This window comes from Bauldia sp. (assembly GCF_020442045.1).
In the GTDB taxonomy this organism is placed as follows: Bacteria; Pseudomonadota; Alphaproteobacteria; order Rhizobiales; family Kaistiaceae; genus Bauldia.
The window spans coordinates 1-17,337 of record NZ_JAGRLA010000161.1 but is presented as its reverse complement, the minus strand read 5'-3'; the positions used below and the strand labels follow the sequence as shown (position 1 = coordinate 17,337).

Annotated in this window: 16 protein-coding genes and 1 pseudogene; 9 read left to right on the top strand and 8 right to left on the bottom strand. The window is 68.5% G+C overall.

Translation table 11 applies throughout. The annotated features are described in order from the left end of the window. The 7 genes from KDJ86_RS17815 (at position 1) to KDJ86_RS17785 (ending at position 7,129) form a co-directional block, all read left to right on the top strand. Entirely contained in the window at positions 1 to 1,527 is a 1,527-nt protein-coding gene (locus tag KDJ86_RS17815) for a class I adenylate-forming enzyme family protein (protein WP_291748931.1), read from the top strand. Then, positions 1,527 to 2,744, top strand: coding sequence for a CoA transferase (locus KDJ86_RS17810; RefSeq protein ID WP_291748928.1), 1,218 nt, complete (start codon positions 1,527 to 1,529; stop codon positions 2,742 to 2,744). The genes KDJ86_RS17815 and KDJ86_RS17810 overlap by 1 nt, the downstream gene beginning before the upstream one ends. Before the next feature lie 83 nt (positions 2,745 to 2,827). Continuing rightward, positions 2,828 to 3,388: a glucose-6-phosphate isomerase family protein gene (locus tag KDJ86_RS17805; protein ID WP_291748925.1), complete on the top strand. Its 561-nt coding sequence runs from the start codon at positions 2,828 to 2,830 to the stop codon at positions 3,386 to 3,388. Between the two features lie 48 nt (positions 3,389 to 3,436). Then, entirely contained in the window at positions 3,437 to 4,420 is a 984-nt protein-coding gene (locus KDJ86_RS17800) for a carbohydrate kinase family protein (RefSeq protein ID WP_291748923.1), read from the top strand. After that, on the top strand, positions 4,417 to 5,487 hold the full coding sequence (locus KDJ86_RS17795) for a Gfo/Idh/MocA family protein (protein WP_291748920.1): 1,071 nt from the start codon (positions 4,417 to 4,419) through the stop codon (positions 5,485 to 5,487). Before KDJ86_RS17800 ends, KDJ86_RS17795 begins: the two co-directional genes overlap by 4 nt. Then, positions 5,487 to 6,323: a sugar phosphate isomerase/epimerase family protein gene (locus tag KDJ86_RS17790; RefSeq protein ID WP_291748919.1), complete on the top strand. Its 837-nt coding sequence runs from the start codon at positions 5,487 to 5,489 to the stop codon at positions 6,321 to 6,323. Before KDJ86_RS17795 ends, KDJ86_RS17790 begins: the two co-directional genes overlap by 1 nt. Beyond that, entirely contained in the window at positions 6,320 to 7,129 is an 810-nt protein-coding gene (locus KDJ86_RS17785) for an alpha/beta fold hydrolase (protein ID WP_291748916.1), read from the top strand. Before KDJ86_RS17790 ends, KDJ86_RS17785 begins: the two co-directional genes overlap by 4 nt. A 6-nt stretch (positions 7,130 to 7,135) precedes the next feature. Here KDJ86_RS17785 and KDJ86_RS17780 read toward each other — a convergent pair whose 3' ends face one another. The 7 genes from KDJ86_RS17780 to KDJ86_RS17750 all read right to left on the bottom strand — a co-directional run bounded on the left by KDJ86_RS17780 (position 7,136) and on the right by KDJ86_RS17750 (position 14,930). Beyond that, complete coding sequence (locus tag KDJ86_RS17780) at positions 7,136 to 8,194, bottom strand: ABC transporter ATP-binding protein (protein ID WP_291748914.1); 1,059 nt, start codon at positions 8,192 to 8,194, stop codon at positions 7,136 to 7,138. Between the two features lie 5 nt (positions 8,195 to 8,199). Further along, positions 8,200 to 9,222, bottom strand: coding sequence for a carbohydrate ABC transporter permease (locus tag KDJ86_RS17775; protein ID WP_291748911.1), 1,023 nt, complete (start codon positions 9,220 to 9,222; stop codon positions 8,200 to 8,202). 17 nt (positions 9,223 to 9,239) lie between these two features. Beyond that, positions 9,240 to 10,379, bottom strand: coding sequence for a carbohydrate ABC transporter permease (locus KDJ86_RS17770; RefSeq protein ID WP_291748909.1), 1,140 nt, complete (start codon positions 10,377 to 10,379; stop codon positions 9,240 to 9,242). A gap of 88 nt (positions 10,380 to 10,467) precedes the next feature. After that, on the bottom strand, positions 10,468 to 11,937 hold the full coding sequence (locus KDJ86_RS17765; RefSeq protein ID WP_291748905.1) for an ABC transporter substrate-binding protein: 1,470 nt from the start codon (positions 11,935 to 11,937) through the stop codon (positions 10,468 to 10,470). Positions 11,938 to 12,146: 209 nt separating this feature from the next. Then, positions 12,147 to 12,962: a PfkB family carbohydrate kinase gene (locus KDJ86_RS17760; protein WP_291748902.1), complete on the bottom strand. Its 816-nt coding sequence runs from the start codon at positions 12,960 to 12,962 to the stop codon at positions 12,147 to 12,149. Positions 12,963 to 12,966: 4 nt separating this feature from the next. Beyond that, positions 12,967 to 13,980, bottom strand: coding sequence for an SIS domain-containing protein (locus KDJ86_RS17755; protein WP_291748900.1), 1,014 nt, complete (start codon positions 13,978 to 13,980; stop codon positions 12,967 to 12,969). 74 nt (positions 13,981 to 14,054) lie between these two features. After that, positions 14,055 to 14,930, bottom strand: a complete 876-nt coding sequence (locus KDJ86_RS17750; RefSeq protein WP_291748898.1) for a DMT family transporter — start codon at positions 14,928 to 14,930, stop codon at positions 14,055 to 14,057. A gap of 295 nt (positions 14,931 to 15,225) precedes the next feature. On the opposite strand from KDJ86_RS17750, the gene KDJ86_RS17745 reads away from it, so the two are divergent. Further along, positions 15,226 to 16,017, top strand: a complete 792-nt coding sequence (locus tag KDJ86_RS17745; RefSeq protein WP_291748896.1) for an SDR family NAD(P)-dependent oxidoreductase — start codon at positions 15,226 to 15,228, stop codon at positions 16,015 to 16,017. Positions 16,018 to 16,028: 11 nt separating this feature from the next. Next, positions 16,029 to 16,817, top strand: coding sequence for an SDR family NAD(P)-dependent oxidoreductase (locus KDJ86_RS17740; RefSeq protein ID WP_291748894.1), 789 nt, complete (start codon positions 16,029 to 16,031; stop codon positions 16,815 to 16,817). 216 nt (positions 16,818 to 17,033) lie between these two features. Here KDJ86_RS17740 and KDJ86_RS17735 read toward each other — a convergent pair. Further along, positions 17,034 to 17,337: pseudogene (locus KDJ86_RS17735) on the bottom strand (amidohydrolase family protein); the annotation flags it as partial.

The window sequence follows — 17,337 nt, the reverse complement described above, 5'->3', positions numbered from 1 at the left end:
ATGCCGGGCCGCATACCGATTCCCGAGCGGTTCAACCTCGCCCGCCATTGCCTCGAACAGTCGGCCGCGGCGCAGCCCGGCAAGGTCGCCCTGACCGTCGTCGGCGACGTCGCCGCCGGACCCGGGGCCGCCGAATACTGGACCTATGGCGACCTTGACCGGGCGGTCCGCGGCGTCGCCGCCGGGCTGGAGGAGGCCGGGCTCGCTCCCGGCGACCGGCTGCTGTTGCGGCTCCCCAATAACAGCAGCTACGCGCTCCTCTTCTACGGCGCGATCGCGGCGGGCCTTGTCCCGATTCCCGTCTCGTCGATGCTGACCGAAAGGGACATCGCCTTCCTCCTCGCCGACTCGGGCGCCGCCGGCATCGCCATGGATGACGGCCTCGTCGTCCCGCTCGCCGGTGTCGCGGCGAAGGTCTTCGACACCGCTGCGATCGACCGCCTGCGTCGGTCGGACCCGCGCCCCGGCTATGCCGACACGGCGGCCGGGGACCCCGCCTACATGATCTACACCTCGGGCACGAGCGGCCGGCCGAAAGGCGTCGTCCATGCCCAGCGGGTCGCGCTCGGGCGCATCCCCATGCACCGCGACTGGCAGGCGATCGGTGGCGACGACGTCATGCTCCATGCCGGCACCTTCAACTGGAGCTACACGCTCGGCGTCGGCCTGCTCGACCCCTGGTCGGTCGGCGCGGCGGCGGTGCTCTATAACGGCCCCCAGGACATCCAGGTCTGGCCGCGGCTGATCCGGCTCGCCGGCGCGACGCTCTTCGCCGCCGTACCGCTGCTCTACCGCCAGATGCTCAAGCATGCCGCGCTCGACCCGGCCGATTTCGCCACCATCCGCCACTGCCTCTGCGCCGGGGAGGCGATGCACCCGTCGATCCTCGAGCAATGGCGCGCCGCGACCGGCCGGGCGCTCTACGAGTCGCTCGGCATGAGCGAATGCTCGACCTTCATCTCCTCCGGCCCGTCGGTCCCGGTCCGGCCGGGCAGCGCCGGCAAGCCGCAACAGACACGGCGCATCGCGATCCTCGCCGTCGACGGCGACGACACGCCGCTTCCCACAGGCGAGACCGGGCTCCTCGCCATCCACCGTTCCGACCCCGGCCTGATGCTCGGCTACTGGAACCGCCCGGAGGAGGACGCCGCGACCACCCGCGGCGACTGGTTCGTCGGCGGCGACCTCGCCGCCTTCGATGACGACGGCTATGTCTGGTACCATGGCCGCGCCGACGACATCATGAATGCTGGCGGCTTCCGCGTGTCGCCGCTCGAGGTCGAGGCGGCGCTGGCGGATTGCCCGGGAGTGGCCGAGGTGGCGGTGACCGAACATCGCGTCGATGACACATTGTCGGTGATCGCCGCCTATGTCGTGGCCCGGCCGGGCAGCGGCATCGACGCCGACCGGGTCCTCGCCCATGCCGGCGGCCGCCTCGCCGCCTACAAGCGGCCGAAGCAGGTCTTCTTCGTCGAGTCGCTGCCGCGCAACGTCAACGGCAAGCTGCAGCGGCGGGCGCTCGGCTGATGGCGCCGCCGCTCAAGGGGCTGCGCATCGTCGAGGCGGCGTCCTTCGTCGCCGGCCCGTCCTGCGGGCTTCATTGCGCGCAGCTCGGCGCCGAGGTGATCCGCATCGACACGCTTGGCGGCGGCCCGGACCGGCGGCGCTGGCCAAAGACGGCGGCGGGCGACAGCCTCTACTGGCAGGGCCTCAACAAGGGCAAGAAATCGGTCGCCATCGACCTTCGCCAGCCGCAAGGCCGCGAACTCGCACAACGGCTCGCCACCGCCCCCGGACCGGATGCCGGCCTCTTCGTCACCAATTTCCCGCCCGACGGCTTCCTGTCACACGCCGCGCTGGCGGCGCTGCGGCCCGACATCGTCACGCTCCGCATCATGGGCTGGCGCGACGGCACGCCGGCCGTCGACTACACCGTCAACGCCGCGATGGGTATCCCGATGATGACCGGCCCGGCCGCGCTCGGCGATTCGCCGGTCAACGGCGTCCTGCCGACCTGGGACCTGATGGCCGGCGCCTACGGCGCCTTTGCGCTCCTCGCCGCCCACCATGCCCGCCGCGAGACCGGCGCGGGACGCGAGATACGCCTGCCGCTCGGCGATCTCGCCGCGGCGACCCTCGGCCACCTCGGCCAGCTCGCCGAGGTGCTGCTTGCCGGCGCCGACCGTCCCCGCCAGGGCAATGACCTGTTCGGTGCCTTCGGTCGCGATTTCGTCACCGCCGACGGTCGCCGCCTGATGATCGTCGCGATCACCGCCCGGCAGTGGCGCGACCTCGTCCGGACACTCGGCCTCGGCGACCAGGTCGCCGCGCTGGAATCGTCGCTCGGCGCCTCCTTCACCGACGACGAGGGCGAGCGGTATCGTCATCGCGAGGCACTCTTCCCGCTTGTCGAGGCCGCCATTGACGCCCGCAGCGAGGCCGAGCTCGCCGCGCTGTTCGAGGGGACCGGCGTCTGCTGGGCGCCCTATCGCAGCGTCCATGAGGCGGCCGTCGCCACCGACCGCTTCGCCGTCCATGCCGAGGCCATGCCTCAGGTCTCGCATCAGGGCGGCGACGCCTATCCGACCCCCGGGGCCGCGGCGGACTTTCCCGGCGAGGCGCCCCATCCGTCCGGCGAGGCCCCGCGCCTCGGCGCCGATACCGAGGCCGTGCTCGCCGATATTCTCGGCCTCGGCAGCTCCGAAATCGGCCACCTCAGGGACGACGGCGTCATCGCCTCCTGAAAACCCGTCTAACGGCTGATTGCCGGTTGACACGCCAGCCGCCCGGACCTAGCCCATAGCCACGATAGAGGAAGAGGAATTCCATGCTGTTTCCCGAAGGTGTCGCAATCGATGGCCTCAGCGGCGAGGTCACCCCGTCAACCGGCCGCTACACGAAGAAGCTCAGCGAGCTGGGCGGGCTTTTCCGCGACACGGCGGCCTTCGACAAGGCCGTCGCGGCCGGCGATCCGGTCGCCTATGAGGTCGTCGACTACCGCAAGGAAGAGTGCGACATCGCCTTCGGCACCACGATCATGATGCCCGGCAAGATCGGCGACGAATATTTCATGACCCGCGGCCACTTCCACGAGCGCAAGGATTGCGGCGAGGGCTATTACACCCAATCCGGCCAGGGCCTCCTCCTCCTCGAATCCCGCGACGGCGAGGTCCGCACCGTCGAGATGAAGCCCGGCGTCTGCGCCTTCATCCCGCCGGAATGGGCGCATCGCAGCATCAATACCGGCGACGAGAAGCTGGTCTTCGTCTGGTTCTGCGCGACCGATGCCGGCCACGATTACGGGACGATCCGCGAGCGTGGCATGCGCAAGCTGGTCGTCGACAAGGGCGGCAAGCCGACGCTCGTCGACAACCCCGATTTCGCCTGAGCCCAGGCCGGCCGCACTTCCGCGCCGGCCCCCCGGAAAACCGATGCCATGAGCGACCAGGGCCCTTCTTCGCGCTTCGACGTGGTGGCGCTGGGAGAGCTGGTGATCGACCTCATCCCGGCCGGCCGGTCGGGTAGCGACATCCTCTTTGCCGCCCGGCCCGGCGGCGCGCCGGGCAATGTCGCGGCCGGTGTCGCAAGGCTCGGCCTTCGCGCCGGGGTGATCAGCAAGGTCGGGCCAGGCCGCTTTGGCGAGATCCTGATCGAGACGCTGGCCGGTGCCGGCGTCGACACCGGCGCGATCGCCACCGCCGATTTCGAGACCACGTCACTCGCCGTCGTCTCGCTCGACGCGTCGGGCGACCGCGACTTCGCCCTTTATCGCGAAGGCTGCGCCGACGCGAGCCTGGCGGTGGAGGAGCTCGACCTCGACGTCGTCGGCACTACCCGGGTCCTCCACACCGGCTCCCTGTCGCTCGGCTCGCCCGCCTCCGCCGCCGCCCAGCGCGCCGCGGTCGCGGCGGCACGGGAGGCCGGCGCCCTGATCTCCGCCGATCCCAATCTCAGGCCGGCGGTCTGGCGCGATCCGGCGGCGATGCTCGCCACCGGCCGCGAAGCGGTCGCCGCCGCCGATATCGTCAAGATCAGCGAGGAAGAGCTCGCCGCCTTGTCGGGGACAAGAGGGATTCGGGCCGGCGTCGCGGCCATCTGGCATCCCGGCCTCAAGGTGATGGCGGTGACGCGCGGGGCGGCCGGAGCGATCCTCCTCACCCCGGATGCCAGGGTCGCGATTCCCGGCTTCGCCGTCGATGTCCTCGATACGGTCGGCTGTGGCGACGCCTTCACCGCCAGCCTGCTGGCCGGTCTGCTCGCTGCCGACATCGCCAGCCTCGACGCCGCGACCCTGACGTCGATCGGCCGCCGCGCCTCGGCCGCCGGCGCCGTCATGGCGACAATCTCCGGCGCGATGGGAGCGATGCCCCAGGGCCCGGCGATCGATAATCTGCTTGCCAACAGCCCGGAGGTTTCATGACGGACGAAAGACGGCTTCGCGTCGGCGTGCTCGGCGCCGGACAGATCGCCCAGGCGGCGCATTTCGAATCCTGCGTCAAGGCGCGGAATGCCGATCTCTACGCGATCTGCGACGTCGCCGAGGACCTGCTCGCACGCATGGCGGTCACCCACCAGCCGGCGCGCACCTTCACCGACTATGACGCGATGCTGGCCGATCCCGACCTCGACGCGGTGATCGTCGCCACGTCCGATCCCTTCCATGTCGATGCCTCGCTGCGGGCGCTTGCCGCCGGAAAGCATGTGCTCTGCGAAAAACCCATGGCGATGACCGTCGAGGAGGCCGAGCAGGTGGCGGCGGCCGTCGCCGACACCGACCTCGTCTTCCATGTCGGCCACATGAAGCGCTACGACGGCGGCATCGAGGCGGCACGCGACTTCATCACGGAGGAGATGGGCGCGCTCGTCGCGCTGAAAGCCTGGTACTGCGACTCGACCCATCGCTACGTGATGACCGACGCGGTCCAGCCGACCATCGTCACCAGCGGCGGCTCGCGCCGACCGGCCGGCGATCCCAAGGCCGATCGCCAGCGCTATCTGATGCTCGCCCATGGCAGCCACCTCGTCGATACCGCCCGGTTCCTGTTCGGCCCGATCGACACCGTCCACGCCCGCTACAGCGAACGCGCCGGCATCCGCTGCTGGTTCGTCGACGTCGCCTTCGCCAATGGCGCGCTCGGCCATCTCGACCTCACCGTCGCGGTGCGCATGGACTGGCACGAGGGCTTCCAGGCCTATGGCGAGAACGGCAGCATCGTCGCCAGGACCTTCAATCCCTGGTACTTCAGGTCGAGCGAGGTCGACATCTTCCGCGAGCGCGACGCGACCTCCTGCCGGCCGCTCGCCGCCGACGGCCATTTCTACCGGCGCCAGGTCGAGGGCTTCGCCGATGCGGTCCTTTCCGGCCAGCCGGCCCCCGCCGCGACGGCCGAGGACGGCGTCGCCTCGGTCCGCGCCATGATCGCCATCGCCCGCTCGGTCCGCGAAGGACGGCCGGTCGCGCTCGCCGAAGCGACGGGGGGCCTGTGATGCGGATCGGCATCTTCGCCAAGACCTTCCCCGGCAGCGACCCGCGCGCCGTCCTCGGCGACGTCGCCGCGGCCGGCTTCTCGACGACCCAGTACAACATGGCCTGCTCCGGGCTGCCCTCGCTCCCCGACCGGATCGACGAGGCGGCCATCGAGGCCGTCCGCGCGGCTGCGACCGGCGCAGGCGTTGCGATCGCCGCGCTCTCCGGCACCTTCAACATGATCCATCCCGACCCGGCGGTGCGCTCCGCCGGTCTCGAGAAGCTGGCGATCCTCGCCAGGGCGGCGCGACCGATGGGGACCCGGCTCGTCACGCTCTGCACCGGCACCCGCGACCCGGACGACCAGTGGCGCGCCCACCCGGACAACGCGGCGCCCGAAGCCTGGTCCGACCTGCTGGTCGCCATGGAGGCGGCGCTCGCCATCGCCGAGGCGAACGACATCGACCTCGGCATCGAGCCGGAGCTCGCCAACGTCGTCTCCTCGGCCGGGCTGGCGCTGCGGCTGATCGACGACATCGGCAGCCCCCGCATCCGGATCGTCCTCGACGCCGCCAACCTGTTCGAGCAGGCGAGCCTGGCCGAGCAGCGGATAATCGTGTCGCGGGCGGTCGACCTCCTCGCCGACCGCATCGCCATCGCCCATGCCAAGGACCGCGCCGCCGACGGCAGCTTCTCCGTCGCCGGCCAGGGCGTCCTCGACTACGCACACTACCTCGCCGAACTGCGCCGCGCCGGCTTCGATGGCGCATTGATCGCCCACGGACTCGATGCCGGCGAGGCACCGGGCGTCGCCGCCTTCCTCCGCGACCTCATCGCCACGCCGGACGCGTCATGACCTTCGCCACCTTCGACCGGGAGGGCGTCGCCCTCCGCTACGAGGATGCCGGCGGCGGACCGGCCGTCGTCTTCCAGCATGGGCTCGGCGCCGACGCCGCCCAGGTCGCCGAGGTCTTCCCGTCCGAGCCGCCGGCCCGCCGGATCACGCTCGAATGCCGCTCGCAGGGCCTGTCGGAAGCCGGTCCGCATCAGGCCCTTTCGATCGCGACCTTCGCCGACGATGTCGCCGCGCTCGCCGAACGGACCCTCTCCGGCCCCGCGGTCTTCGGCGGCATCTCGATGGGCGCGGCGATCTCGCTGAGGCTGGCGGTCCGCCGGCCCGACCTCGTCCGCGCCCTGGTTCTGGCGCGCCCGGCCTGGACCTTCGAACCGGCACCGGAGAATATGAAGGCCTTCGCGCTGATCGCCGGGCTTCTGCGGACCCACGGGCGGGACTCGGCGCGCGCCGCCTTCGCCCGGTCTGAAATCGCTATCCGCGCCGCCAGGGAAGCGCCCGACAACCTCGCCTCGTTGAGCGGCTTCTTCGATCGCCCTGACCTCACCGCAACCGCCGCGTTGCTTGGCGCGATCGCCGGTGACGGGCCCGGGGTTTCAGTCGACGAGGTTCGCGCGCTCGACCTGCCTGTGCTGGTCCTCGGAACCGCCGATGACATTGTCCATCCGCTCGGCTTCGCGGAGGCGCTTGCCGCGGCGATACCGGCTGCGACGATGGTCACTCTCGTCTCGAAGTCGGCCGACCGGGATGGACATGTCGCCGGATTCAGGACCGCGATGGCCGATTTCCTGCGGCGCCTCGATCCGTAGGCGGAGTCAGGCGGGCCGCGGGATCCGGTCGCCGGATTCCGGATCGAACAGGCACATCTTCTCCTCGGCGATGCTGAGCGCCACGACGGTATCCGACGGCATGTCGTAGTTCTTGTCCATCTTAACCACGACCTGGGACTCGCCCATCTGGCAGGTGACGATGGTCTCGTTGCCGGTCAGCTCGCAAGCATAGATCTTCGCCCGGATGTCGCTCTCCGACGGATCGACGATCCGCGCATCTTCCGGACGGAAACCGAAAACCACCTTGTCGCGCGGCGCGTAATTGCCGACCCGCACCTTGCCCTCCGGCGCGACGAAGGCGCCGTCGGCGATCGATCCCTCCAGCGTATTCATCGGCGGCGAGCCGATGAAGCCGGCGACGAAGAGATTGGCGGGGTTGTCGTAGATCTCGCGCGGCGAAGCGATCTGCTGGACGACGCCCCGGTTCATCACCGCGACGCGATGGGCCAGCGTCATCGCCTCGATCTGGTCGTGGGTGACGTAGATCGTCGTGGTGCTGAGGTCGCTCTGCAGATGCTTGAGCTCGGCGCGCATGTAGCTTCTGAGCTTGGCGTCGAGGTTCGACAGCGGCTCGTCCATCAGGAAGACGCTCGGCCGCCGGACGATGGCGCGGGCAAGCGCAACGCGCTGTCGCTGGCCACCCGAGAGCTGGCGGGGAAAGCGGTCGAGATAGTCGCCGAGATGCACCTGCTCGGCGGCGGCCTTGATCTGCACGTCCTGCTCCGCCTTCGGCACGCCGCGAAGCTTCAGCGGATAGCCGATATTCCTCCCCACCGTCATGTGCGGATAGAGCGCGTAGGACTGGAAGACCATCGCCACGTCGCGATATTTCGGCAGCACCTCGGTCACGTCGCGATCGCCGATCGAAATCTTCCCGGAGGTCACGGATTCGAGGCCGGCGACCATGCGGAGCGCCGTCGTCTTGCCGCATCCCGAGGGACCGAGCAGGACGAGGAATTCGCCATCGGCGATTTCGAGGTCGAGGCCCTTGACCACCTCGACCATGCCGAAGGACTTGTAGATATCGGAGAGCGTGACACGCATGCGATCTAGCCTTTGACCGCGCCGACCAGAAGGCCCCGCGCGATATGTTTCTGCAGGAAGGTGGCGATGATGATCACGGGCGCGATCATCACCACGATGAGCACCGACATGTTCCACCACTGCGGCCCCCGCGTGGTGTTCTGGGCGGAGACGAGCACCGGCATGGTCTGGGCGTCGGCATTGGTCAGGAAGAGGGCGAGCAGATATTCGTTCCAGGCGAGGATGAGGACCAGCAGGAAGGTCGCGACCAGCCCGGAACGGACGAGCGGCAGGGCGATGGTGAAGAACACCCGCAGCTTCGAGGCGCCGTCGATCTGGGCGCTCTCCTCGAGGTCGATCGGAATCGCGGCGAAGAAGTCGCGGGTCAGCCACACGACGATCGGCAGGTTCACCGCCATATATGTCGCGATCAGCGCGAATTGCGTATCGAGCAGCGCGAGCTGCTGGAACATGATGTAGATCGGCAGCACCGCCACGATCGGCGGCATGATCCGGTTCGAGATGATCCAGAACTCGACGTCGCTGTTGCCGAGCGAGAGCTTCATCCGGCGGCCGACCGTGAACAGCGCGATGACGAAGAGCGCTATCGCGACGGCAAGCGCGATCTCCCACGGGATGCCGAAGGTCGCCACCGCGACGATGACGCCGACGAGCAGGATCAGGAAGATCGCCACCATTGCCAGCTTCACCCGGAAGCGGATACGGACCAGCGCATAGGCCGCCAGCGACCCGACCAGGATGGCGAGGAAGGTACTGCCAAGCGCCACCACAACCGAGTTGATGTAGGGGCCGATCGTGTTGTTCTCGACCAGCATGAAATGCCAGGCATCGGTCTTCGGCTGGAAGTCGATGAATGGCAGGTAGAAGGGGCCGTTGGCGACGTCGCCCTCGTTCTTGAAGGCGGTGATCAGCACCCAGTAGAGCGGCACCAGGACGACCAGCGACCAGATCAGCAGGAGCCCGTAGGTGACGACCTTGGAGGCCGGTGCCTGGTGGTCGAGCGATTTCGGCTCGAACAGGCGGCGCATCAGGGAGCGGTTTTCGGTCATGATTCCAGACGGCGCGCCGGCCGCACCATGAAGTTGAAGAACGACACGCAGACGATGGTCGAGACGAAGAGCAGCATGTAGCCGACGGCCGCCGAACCGCCGAGGTCCTGCGTCCGCCAGGCGATGAAGGAATGGAGCGTCATCGATTCCGTGGCGAGGCCGGGACCGCCGCCGGTCAGGACGTTGGGCAGATCGATGATCTTGAACGCCTCGATGAGGCGGATGAGAACGATGGTCGCCGCGACCGGGGCGATCGCCGGCCAGGTGATGTCGCGGAAGATCTGGATGCCGTTGGCGCCGTCGATGCGGGCTGCCTCGACCTGGTCACGCGGCTGGTTCTCGATCGCCGCGAGCAGGACGATGAACATGAACGGCGTCCACTGCCAGGTGTCGCCGACCAGCACCATAAGCCGCGCCGACCATGCGTCCGTCGCCCAGGACCACTGGGTGACGCCGAGCGACTGGAGCAGGGGCGCGAAAGGCCCCTTCTGGATATCCGCCAGCATCCGGAAGGTGTAGGCGATGCCGACCGGCGTCACCATCAGCGGCACGAAAAACAGCACCCGGAAGAAATTCCGGCCGCGGATCGCCTGGGCGCAGAGCATCGCAATTCCGAGGCCGAGCAGGAACTGGGCGGCGACGCCGACGCCGACATAGATCAGCGTTGTCACCATGGTGCCGGGCACGCCGCCGGCGACGATGGTGGCGACCACGAGCACCGTCAGCCCCATCGCCAGGCTCGACGTGATCAGCCGCCCGATCGTGCCGAAAATCGTCGCCCGGCCGGACATGAAGTAGCGCCCCAGCAGGAAGAGGATGAGCGCCGCCATCGCGGCGACCAGGACCCATCCGACCACGCCGAACGCCTTGAAGGTGCCGAGCAGGTGGTATTGCTGCGACCCGAAAAGGAGCTTCTTGTAGTTGAAATTGCCTACATATTTCAGCGTGAAGCCGCCCGGCGCGAGCGCGAAGCGGGTCAGCGAGAGGTAGGCCGAGATGATCAGCGGAAAGAGCGCGAAGCACAGGATGACGACGACCGCGGGCAGCACCATCAGTCGGCCGGCGTGGCGGTCGAACCGCTCGGCCAGCCCCGGGCGCGGCGCGGTGTCACTGGCGGTCGTGGCGGAAGCGGTCATGTGATCTCGCGTTGATTCCGGAAGCGGAGCCCGAGGAGAGGGTCCGGCGCGGATCGACCGCGCCGGACGGGATTGCGACGACCGGACGTCAGTTGGCGCCGATCGTGGCCCTGTAGATCTCGAGCTGCTCGTCGCGCCCGATCTCGTCGGTCAGCTCTTCCCAGCCGTTGGCGACCGCCGCGACGGTGGCGTCGGCATCGATCTCACCGGCGAGGAAGCGCGAGATCGCCTCGTCCAGGACCACCTGCTGGTAGCGCTGGTTCTGCGGGATGCGCAGGTCGAGGATCATGTTCGGGCTGCTCATCGAGGCGTTGATGGCGCCGAGATAGTTCTCCGCCTCGGCCTCGCTCATGCCGGCATCCTTCCACAGGTCGCTGAAGCTGAGCTGCGACGTCCGGTAGGGGTTGAAGCCGGTGATGCCGATGGTCACGTCCTGGTTCGACTGCGCCGGCTGGGTCATGTAGGACAGGAAGGCATAGGCCGCGTCCTTGACCTTGTCGTCGGCCGCGGCATTGATGCCGCCGCCCCAGCCGCCGAAGGCCGCGAAGGGAGCGTGGTTCACGCCGTCGATCGCATACGGGCAGGTATTGGCGTCGCAGTCGACCAGCTTGCCGCTATCCCAGTCGAGAACCTGCTTCGAGCCGGGCATGATCGCCGCGCCCCACTTGCCGATGACCTTGGAATTCTCCGGATCGATCGAGATGGTGCCGACGTCGCCCCAGTCGAGGTTGAGCGCGCAGCGGCCCGAGGCAAACAGCGGACGGGTGTCCGAGACGTCGAGATTCAGCTCGTCCGGCGGGCCGTATTCGGTCGACGCCTTGAGGAAGTCGAGCGCCTTGCGGAAGGCTTCGTTGTCGACCAGCGGGGTCATGTCGGCGGTGTTGAAGAAGGCGCCCTGGCTGGTGCCCTTGGACTGGGTCATCGAACCGACGACATCGGTCACGAACCAGTAGCTCTGGGCGTTGCGCTTCTTGCCGATGCACGAACCGAAGTCCGGCGTGCCGTCGCCGTTCATGTCCTTGCCGTGGAGCGCCTTGGCGACCGCCAGATATTCGTCCCACGTGGTGGGCACCTCGAGGCCGGCCTCTTCCAGCAGGTCCTTCCGGTAGTACATCATGTGGAAGTCACCATCGAGGGTGATCATGTAGACCTTGCCGTTATACTTCTCCGAGAAATCGCGGAAGAAGGCGCCGACGTCATCCTGCTGGATGTTCGGGTCGGCATCGACGCGCGGGGTCAGATCCTCGAGATAGCCGCCGGCGATATAGTCGACCATCCACTGCGGCGCGAAGACCGCGACGTCGACCGAATTGGTGCCGCTCGCCCAGTCGGTCAGGACCTTCTGGTAGAGGTCGGAGAACGGCACCGCGATGACGTTGATCTTGGCGCCGGTCATCTTCTCGAAATCGGGCGCGCGCCGCTGCAGCGGCTCCTGGATCGCTCCGGTCTGGGTGATCACGTTGACGGTCACGCCGTCGAATTCCGCCGCCTGGACGGCGCCCATGCCGGTGGCAAAGGTCAGCGCAGCGGCACCGGCCATCACGCGTTTCATTCTCATACTGTCATTCCTCCCAAAATCGCGCCAACGCAACACGTTGACGCCTGGCTGCCCGACGCGGGCAAGAAAGGTCCCTTTCCGGAGATTTTTTCAACTCCCCGCTCGACCTTAGCGACTTCAAAACGTTGCGGCAACGGAAAGGCTGCAGTTTTCAGGGACTCCCCCATCGCGACGGCCGGTCGCCACGCCTCGCTCCGGCGCGACCCGGTTCAGGCGAGATTGCCCGGTGCCTGCGGAAAGCCGCCGAGATGCCGGCAGGTCGCGGCCGCGGCATCGCGGCCGGCCTCGAGGCAGGTGCGAAGCCCCGCGCCGGCGAGGCTTGCCGCTACGAAGCCGGCTATGAAGGTGTCGCCGGCGCCGAGCGTGTCGACGACCTCGACGGGCAGGACACCCGTCTCCGCCATCTCGAGCCCATTGCCTGCGAGACTGCCCGACGCACCGCAGGTGACGACGGCGGTCCGCGCTCCGCCGGCCAGGGCTTCAGCCAGCAGCCGCCGGCCGTCCTCGATCGACGGACCGGCGGAAATGAAGGCGATCGCCAGGCCCTCGCTCTTGCCATGGTCCGGCGCCTGGCTCACCGACAGGTCCTGCGAGACGCTGGTGCCGGAGGCGGCAAGCGCATCCTTCAATTCACCGCCGTCGTCGAGCCAGCCGATATGGACATGGCGACAGCGGCGCAACGCGTCGGTCTCCGCCGCCGTCGGCCGATAGCCGGCACAGGCGCCGAAATCCTCGAAGGCGATGATCCGCTCGCCGGCCGTGTCGACGGCGATGTCGGTAAAGGCGGTCGTCCCGGCGAGGACCCGCGCGCCGCTCGCATCGACGCCATTCTCCCGCAGGGCGGCGAGGATCCGCTGCCCCTCGCCGTCCGACCCGACAGCCCCGAAATAGGCGACGGCGAGGCCGGCGGCGGCAAGATGCACGGCGACATTCACCGCGTTGCCGCCGACCGTCGACTGCTTCAGCGCCAGATAGCGGTCGATGCAGTTGTCGCCGACCGTGGCGAGCATCGCGATCCCGCTCATCCGCTCAATAGGCGACGCGCCGGTAGTAGCGGCGCGTGGTCAGCGGATGGTCGCGCTTGGCGGAGAGATGGGCGCTGACCCGCTCCAGCATGGTGGCGAGCACCACCGGCGAGATCAGCGCGCGGAAGGCCGGCGAGATGCCGTCCAGTTCCGCGCCGGCGGCATCGAAGACGGTGAGCTTGTCGGTGTGTCCGGCGGCGAAGGCCTCGACCCGGTCGACCAGCGGCCGGTATTCGTCCTCCCCCTTCAGCAGGATCAGGCTGACCCCCGGCTCGAGCAGCTCCAGCGTGCCATGGAAGAAGTCCGAGGCATGCACCGGCCGGGTCCGGATCCACTGCATTTCCTCGAGGATGCACATGCCGTAATAGAAGGCCTCCGGCCAGGTCGATCCCGCCCCGGTTATGATGTGATAGGGCTCGTCCCTGATCTGCTCGGCAAAGGCCTCGGCTTCCGTCTCGAAACGCTCCTTGACCGCGACCAGCGCCTCCGGCAGGCGTTTCGCCTCCTCCATGAAGCCGGCTAAGCCGCTCGCCTCTCCCCGCCGCTCCATGATCGACAGCACGATCGCCAGCGCCTGGATGTAGAAGGATTCGCACGAGGTGTCGTCCTCGGCGAAATTGACGAAGACATGGTCGCCGCCCTCGCCGAGCGGCGTCGCCGCATGGCCGACCAGCGTCAGGATCGTCGCGCCCTTCTCCCGGCAATAGCGGAGCGTCTCGATGCTCTCCTTGGTCGTCCCGGAAAGCGACGGGATGACCACGATCGATCCGGGACCGAGGTGCCGCGAGCCGCCGATCACCAGCTCCGCCGCGTTCTCGCAGAATACCGGGAATGTCGACCTGGTCCGCAACAGCTGGACGGCCGGCTGCATCAGGATGGCGGCGCCGCCGGCGCCGAGGAAGAAGATGTTGTTGGCGCCCTCGTCGAGCAGCGCGCCGATTGTCCTGTCCAGCCGTTCCATCAGCGCCACGGCGCCCGACTGGATACCGATGAATCGCGAAATGTCGAAGTCCAGCATTCTGTCGAATATCTCCTGTCACAGACTGGCGGCAACAAAGCACGGACGGCGGCCGTCCGGTAGTGTGTTGCCGCTCACGAAGGCATTCTGGTTCGCGCCACGGTGACGCCCGCGGCAATGATCATGACGATACCGATCAGCGACCAGATGTCGGGGATGACGCCGAAGACGATCATGCCCATGACCACGGCGGCGATGATCTGGACATAGGTGAAAGGCGTCAGGACGCCGGCCGGCGCATAGGCGAAGGCGCGGACCAGCAACGCCTGCGCGCCGCCGAAGACGAGGCCCAGGCCCGCCATCAGCAGCCACGCTTCGCCGCTGACCGGCCGCCAGGTGGCGATTGCGAAGGGCGTGGCCAGCACGCAGCCCGTCGCCAATGTCCAGGCAAGCGTCGTATGGGCGGCCTCGCCCCGCATGCGCAGCAGCCGCGTGACAAGCTGGAGCAGCGCGAAGAAGAGCGCCCCGATCAGCGGAAAGATGAGATATTCCGAGAATTCGCTGAATCCGGGCCGGGCGACCAGCAACACCGCGGCGAAGCCGACGAAGACCGCGATCCAGCTCGCAGCCGCCACCTGCTCCCTGAGCACCGCCGCCGAAAGCGCCACGACCAGAAACGGGGCGGTGAAGAGGATGACCGTCGCCTCCGCCAGCGGCAGATGGCGGACCGCCAGGACCATGCCGACGCTCGTCCCCATCGGGATGACACCGCGGACGATCTGCCACAGCGGCCGCGCCGTCCGGAACATGCCCGGCCACCGCGACGGCGGGGTCGTCGCCAAGAGCAGCGGCAGCGCCATGGTGTAGCGGGCCCAGACGATCTGGCCCACCGACTGGGTCGGGGCGAGCAGCTTGCTGAAGACATCGATCCCGGCGAACAGCACCGCCGCCACCACGATCAGCAGGATGCCCCGCAACCTGTCGTCGGCGGGAGGTGCGGGGGCTTCCATTCGAGGCTTCAGCTCTTCACCGGACAGGCGGCCCGCGAGGGGGACGGACCCGGCCCTTCTTGGAATCGGGTTTCGACGGAACTTCCGGAGTGGCCGGAAAATCGAACGGCGCGGATCATAGAGAATACGCGTCCCCGCCGCCATCACCGCGATGGAAGGGAGCGCGGCGGCATCGGCGCCGGATTTCCCTCTCACAACGGGCACGCGGATACCCGTTCGCCCTCCTGCCGGTTGGCCTTTCTATCCGGGTCGGCGATGATGGGACCCCGCATCCTGCGAACAGGGCAGATCCGCCATGCATGATCCCGAACTCCCGGTCGACCGCCTCCTCGACCTCTCCGGCAAGGCCGCCGTCGTCACCGGCGCGCATGGCGGCATCGGCGCGGGAATCGCGCGCCGTCTCGCCGAGGCCGGGGCCGCGGTCGCCGTCCATTATCGCGGCGGACGGGACGCTGCGGCTGCGCTGGTCGCGACCATCACGGCAAAGGGCGGCAAGGCCATCGCCATCCGTGCCGAGCTCACCGACCTCGTCTCCGTCCGGGCGGCCTTCGCGAAAGTCGCGGAGTCCCTCGGACCCATCGATATCCTGGTCAACAACGCCGCCCGCCAGACCCATTCGACCATCGCCGGGATGGAGGCCGGCGAGTGGCGCGACATGCTCGCCTCCAACCTCGACGGCGTCTTCCACACCACCCGCGTCGTCACCGACGCGATGGTCGCGCGCGGCGCCGGCGGCGCCATCGTCAACATCGCCTCGATCGAGGGGCTGCAGCCGGCGCTGACCCATGGCCATTACGCGACGACCAAGGCGGGGCTGATCATGTTCACCCGCGCCACCGCCCTCGAATTCGGCCGCCACGGCATCCGCGCCAATGCGGTCTCGCCCGGCGTCATCCATGCCGAGGGCATCGAGGAGAACTGGCCGGAAGGCGTCAGGCGGTGGCTCGCCGCCGCGCCGCTCGGCCGGATGGGCGACGACTACGACGTCGCCGACGCCGTGCTCTTCCTCGCCTCGCCCGCGTCGCGCTTCGTCACCGGCGCCAACCTCGTTATAGACGGCGGCGTCACCGCCACGCCCTCCTTCTGAGGAACCCGGCCATGTCCATCCTTTCCGAGACGGCGCTTGCCGGCCGCACCATCGCCGTCACCGGCGCCGCCCGCGGCATCGGCGCCGGCATCACGCAAGCGATCCTCGAGGCGGGCGGCCATGTCGCACTCCTCGACCTCGACGCGAATGCTGCGGCCGAAACCGCAAAACGCCTCGACCCGGACGGAGGGCGCACCGTCGCTATCACCGCCGACGTCACAGACCCCGCCTCGCTCGACGCGGCGGTCGCGGCCACGATCGAACGCTTCGGCGCACTTCATGGCTGGGTCAACAATGCCGGCATCGTCCGGATGGGCCCGGCGGCGGCCATCACCCCGGAAGGCTGGGACTTCGAGCTCCGGGTCAATGCCGGCGGCGTCATGCTCGGCGCCCAGGCCGCCTGGCGCGCCTTCGCCGGCAGGGGCGGGGCGATCGTCAACATCGCCTCGAATGCCGGCAAGGTCGGCTTCGGCAACATGGCCGCCTACAACGCCTCCAAGGCGGCGGTCATCAACCTCACCCGCTCGCTTGCCGGCGAGTGGGCGGCGGACGGCATCAACGTCAACGCGGTCTGCCCGGGCAGCGTCGCGACGCCGATGCTCCGCGAGGTCGCGGCAGAGCTCGAACGCGACGGCCTCGGCGACGCCGCGACCCTGTTCGCCGGCATGGTCCCCGCCCAGCTCAAGCGCCATGTCGAACCGGTCGAGGTCGGCCGCGTCGTCGCCTTCCTGCTCTCCGATGCCGCGGTCATCATCCGCGGCCAGTCGATCAATATCGACGGCGGCGAGACGCCCTATTGAGGATGCGCGTTCGGGATTCCGGGCGTGCTTCGAGGCTCCGCCGCGCCGTGCGTCCTTCGAGGCCCGACCTTTGGTCGGGCACCTCAGGATGGCGAGGTTGGGTTTTCGGACCAGTCCTGGAAGAAGTGCTGCACGGCCCTTTGGTAACCGTCTTCACCCACCTCGTCATGCTGAGGTGCTCCGCGCGGCGGAGCCTCGAAGCACGCAAGCGCGGTTCTACCGGTTCGCCCCCGGCCATTGCGGGGCATCCCCCGCATAGCGGTCGAGGCCGATGTCCTGCATCGTCGCGCGGCGGTGGATCTCGGCGAAATATGGCTCGAAGACCGCGTTCTTTTCCTCCAGCTTGGCGTGCTCGGCGAGCCAGGCCGGCACCGTCTCGCGGATCTCGGCGAGGACCGCCGGCTCGTCGATGGTAGTGAGCCTGCCGTCCTCGAGCACGATCGCGCCGTCGACCATCACCATCTCGATCGAGCTGCCGTTTTCCGCATAGACGAGATGCCTGGCGATGTCGTTCAGCGGC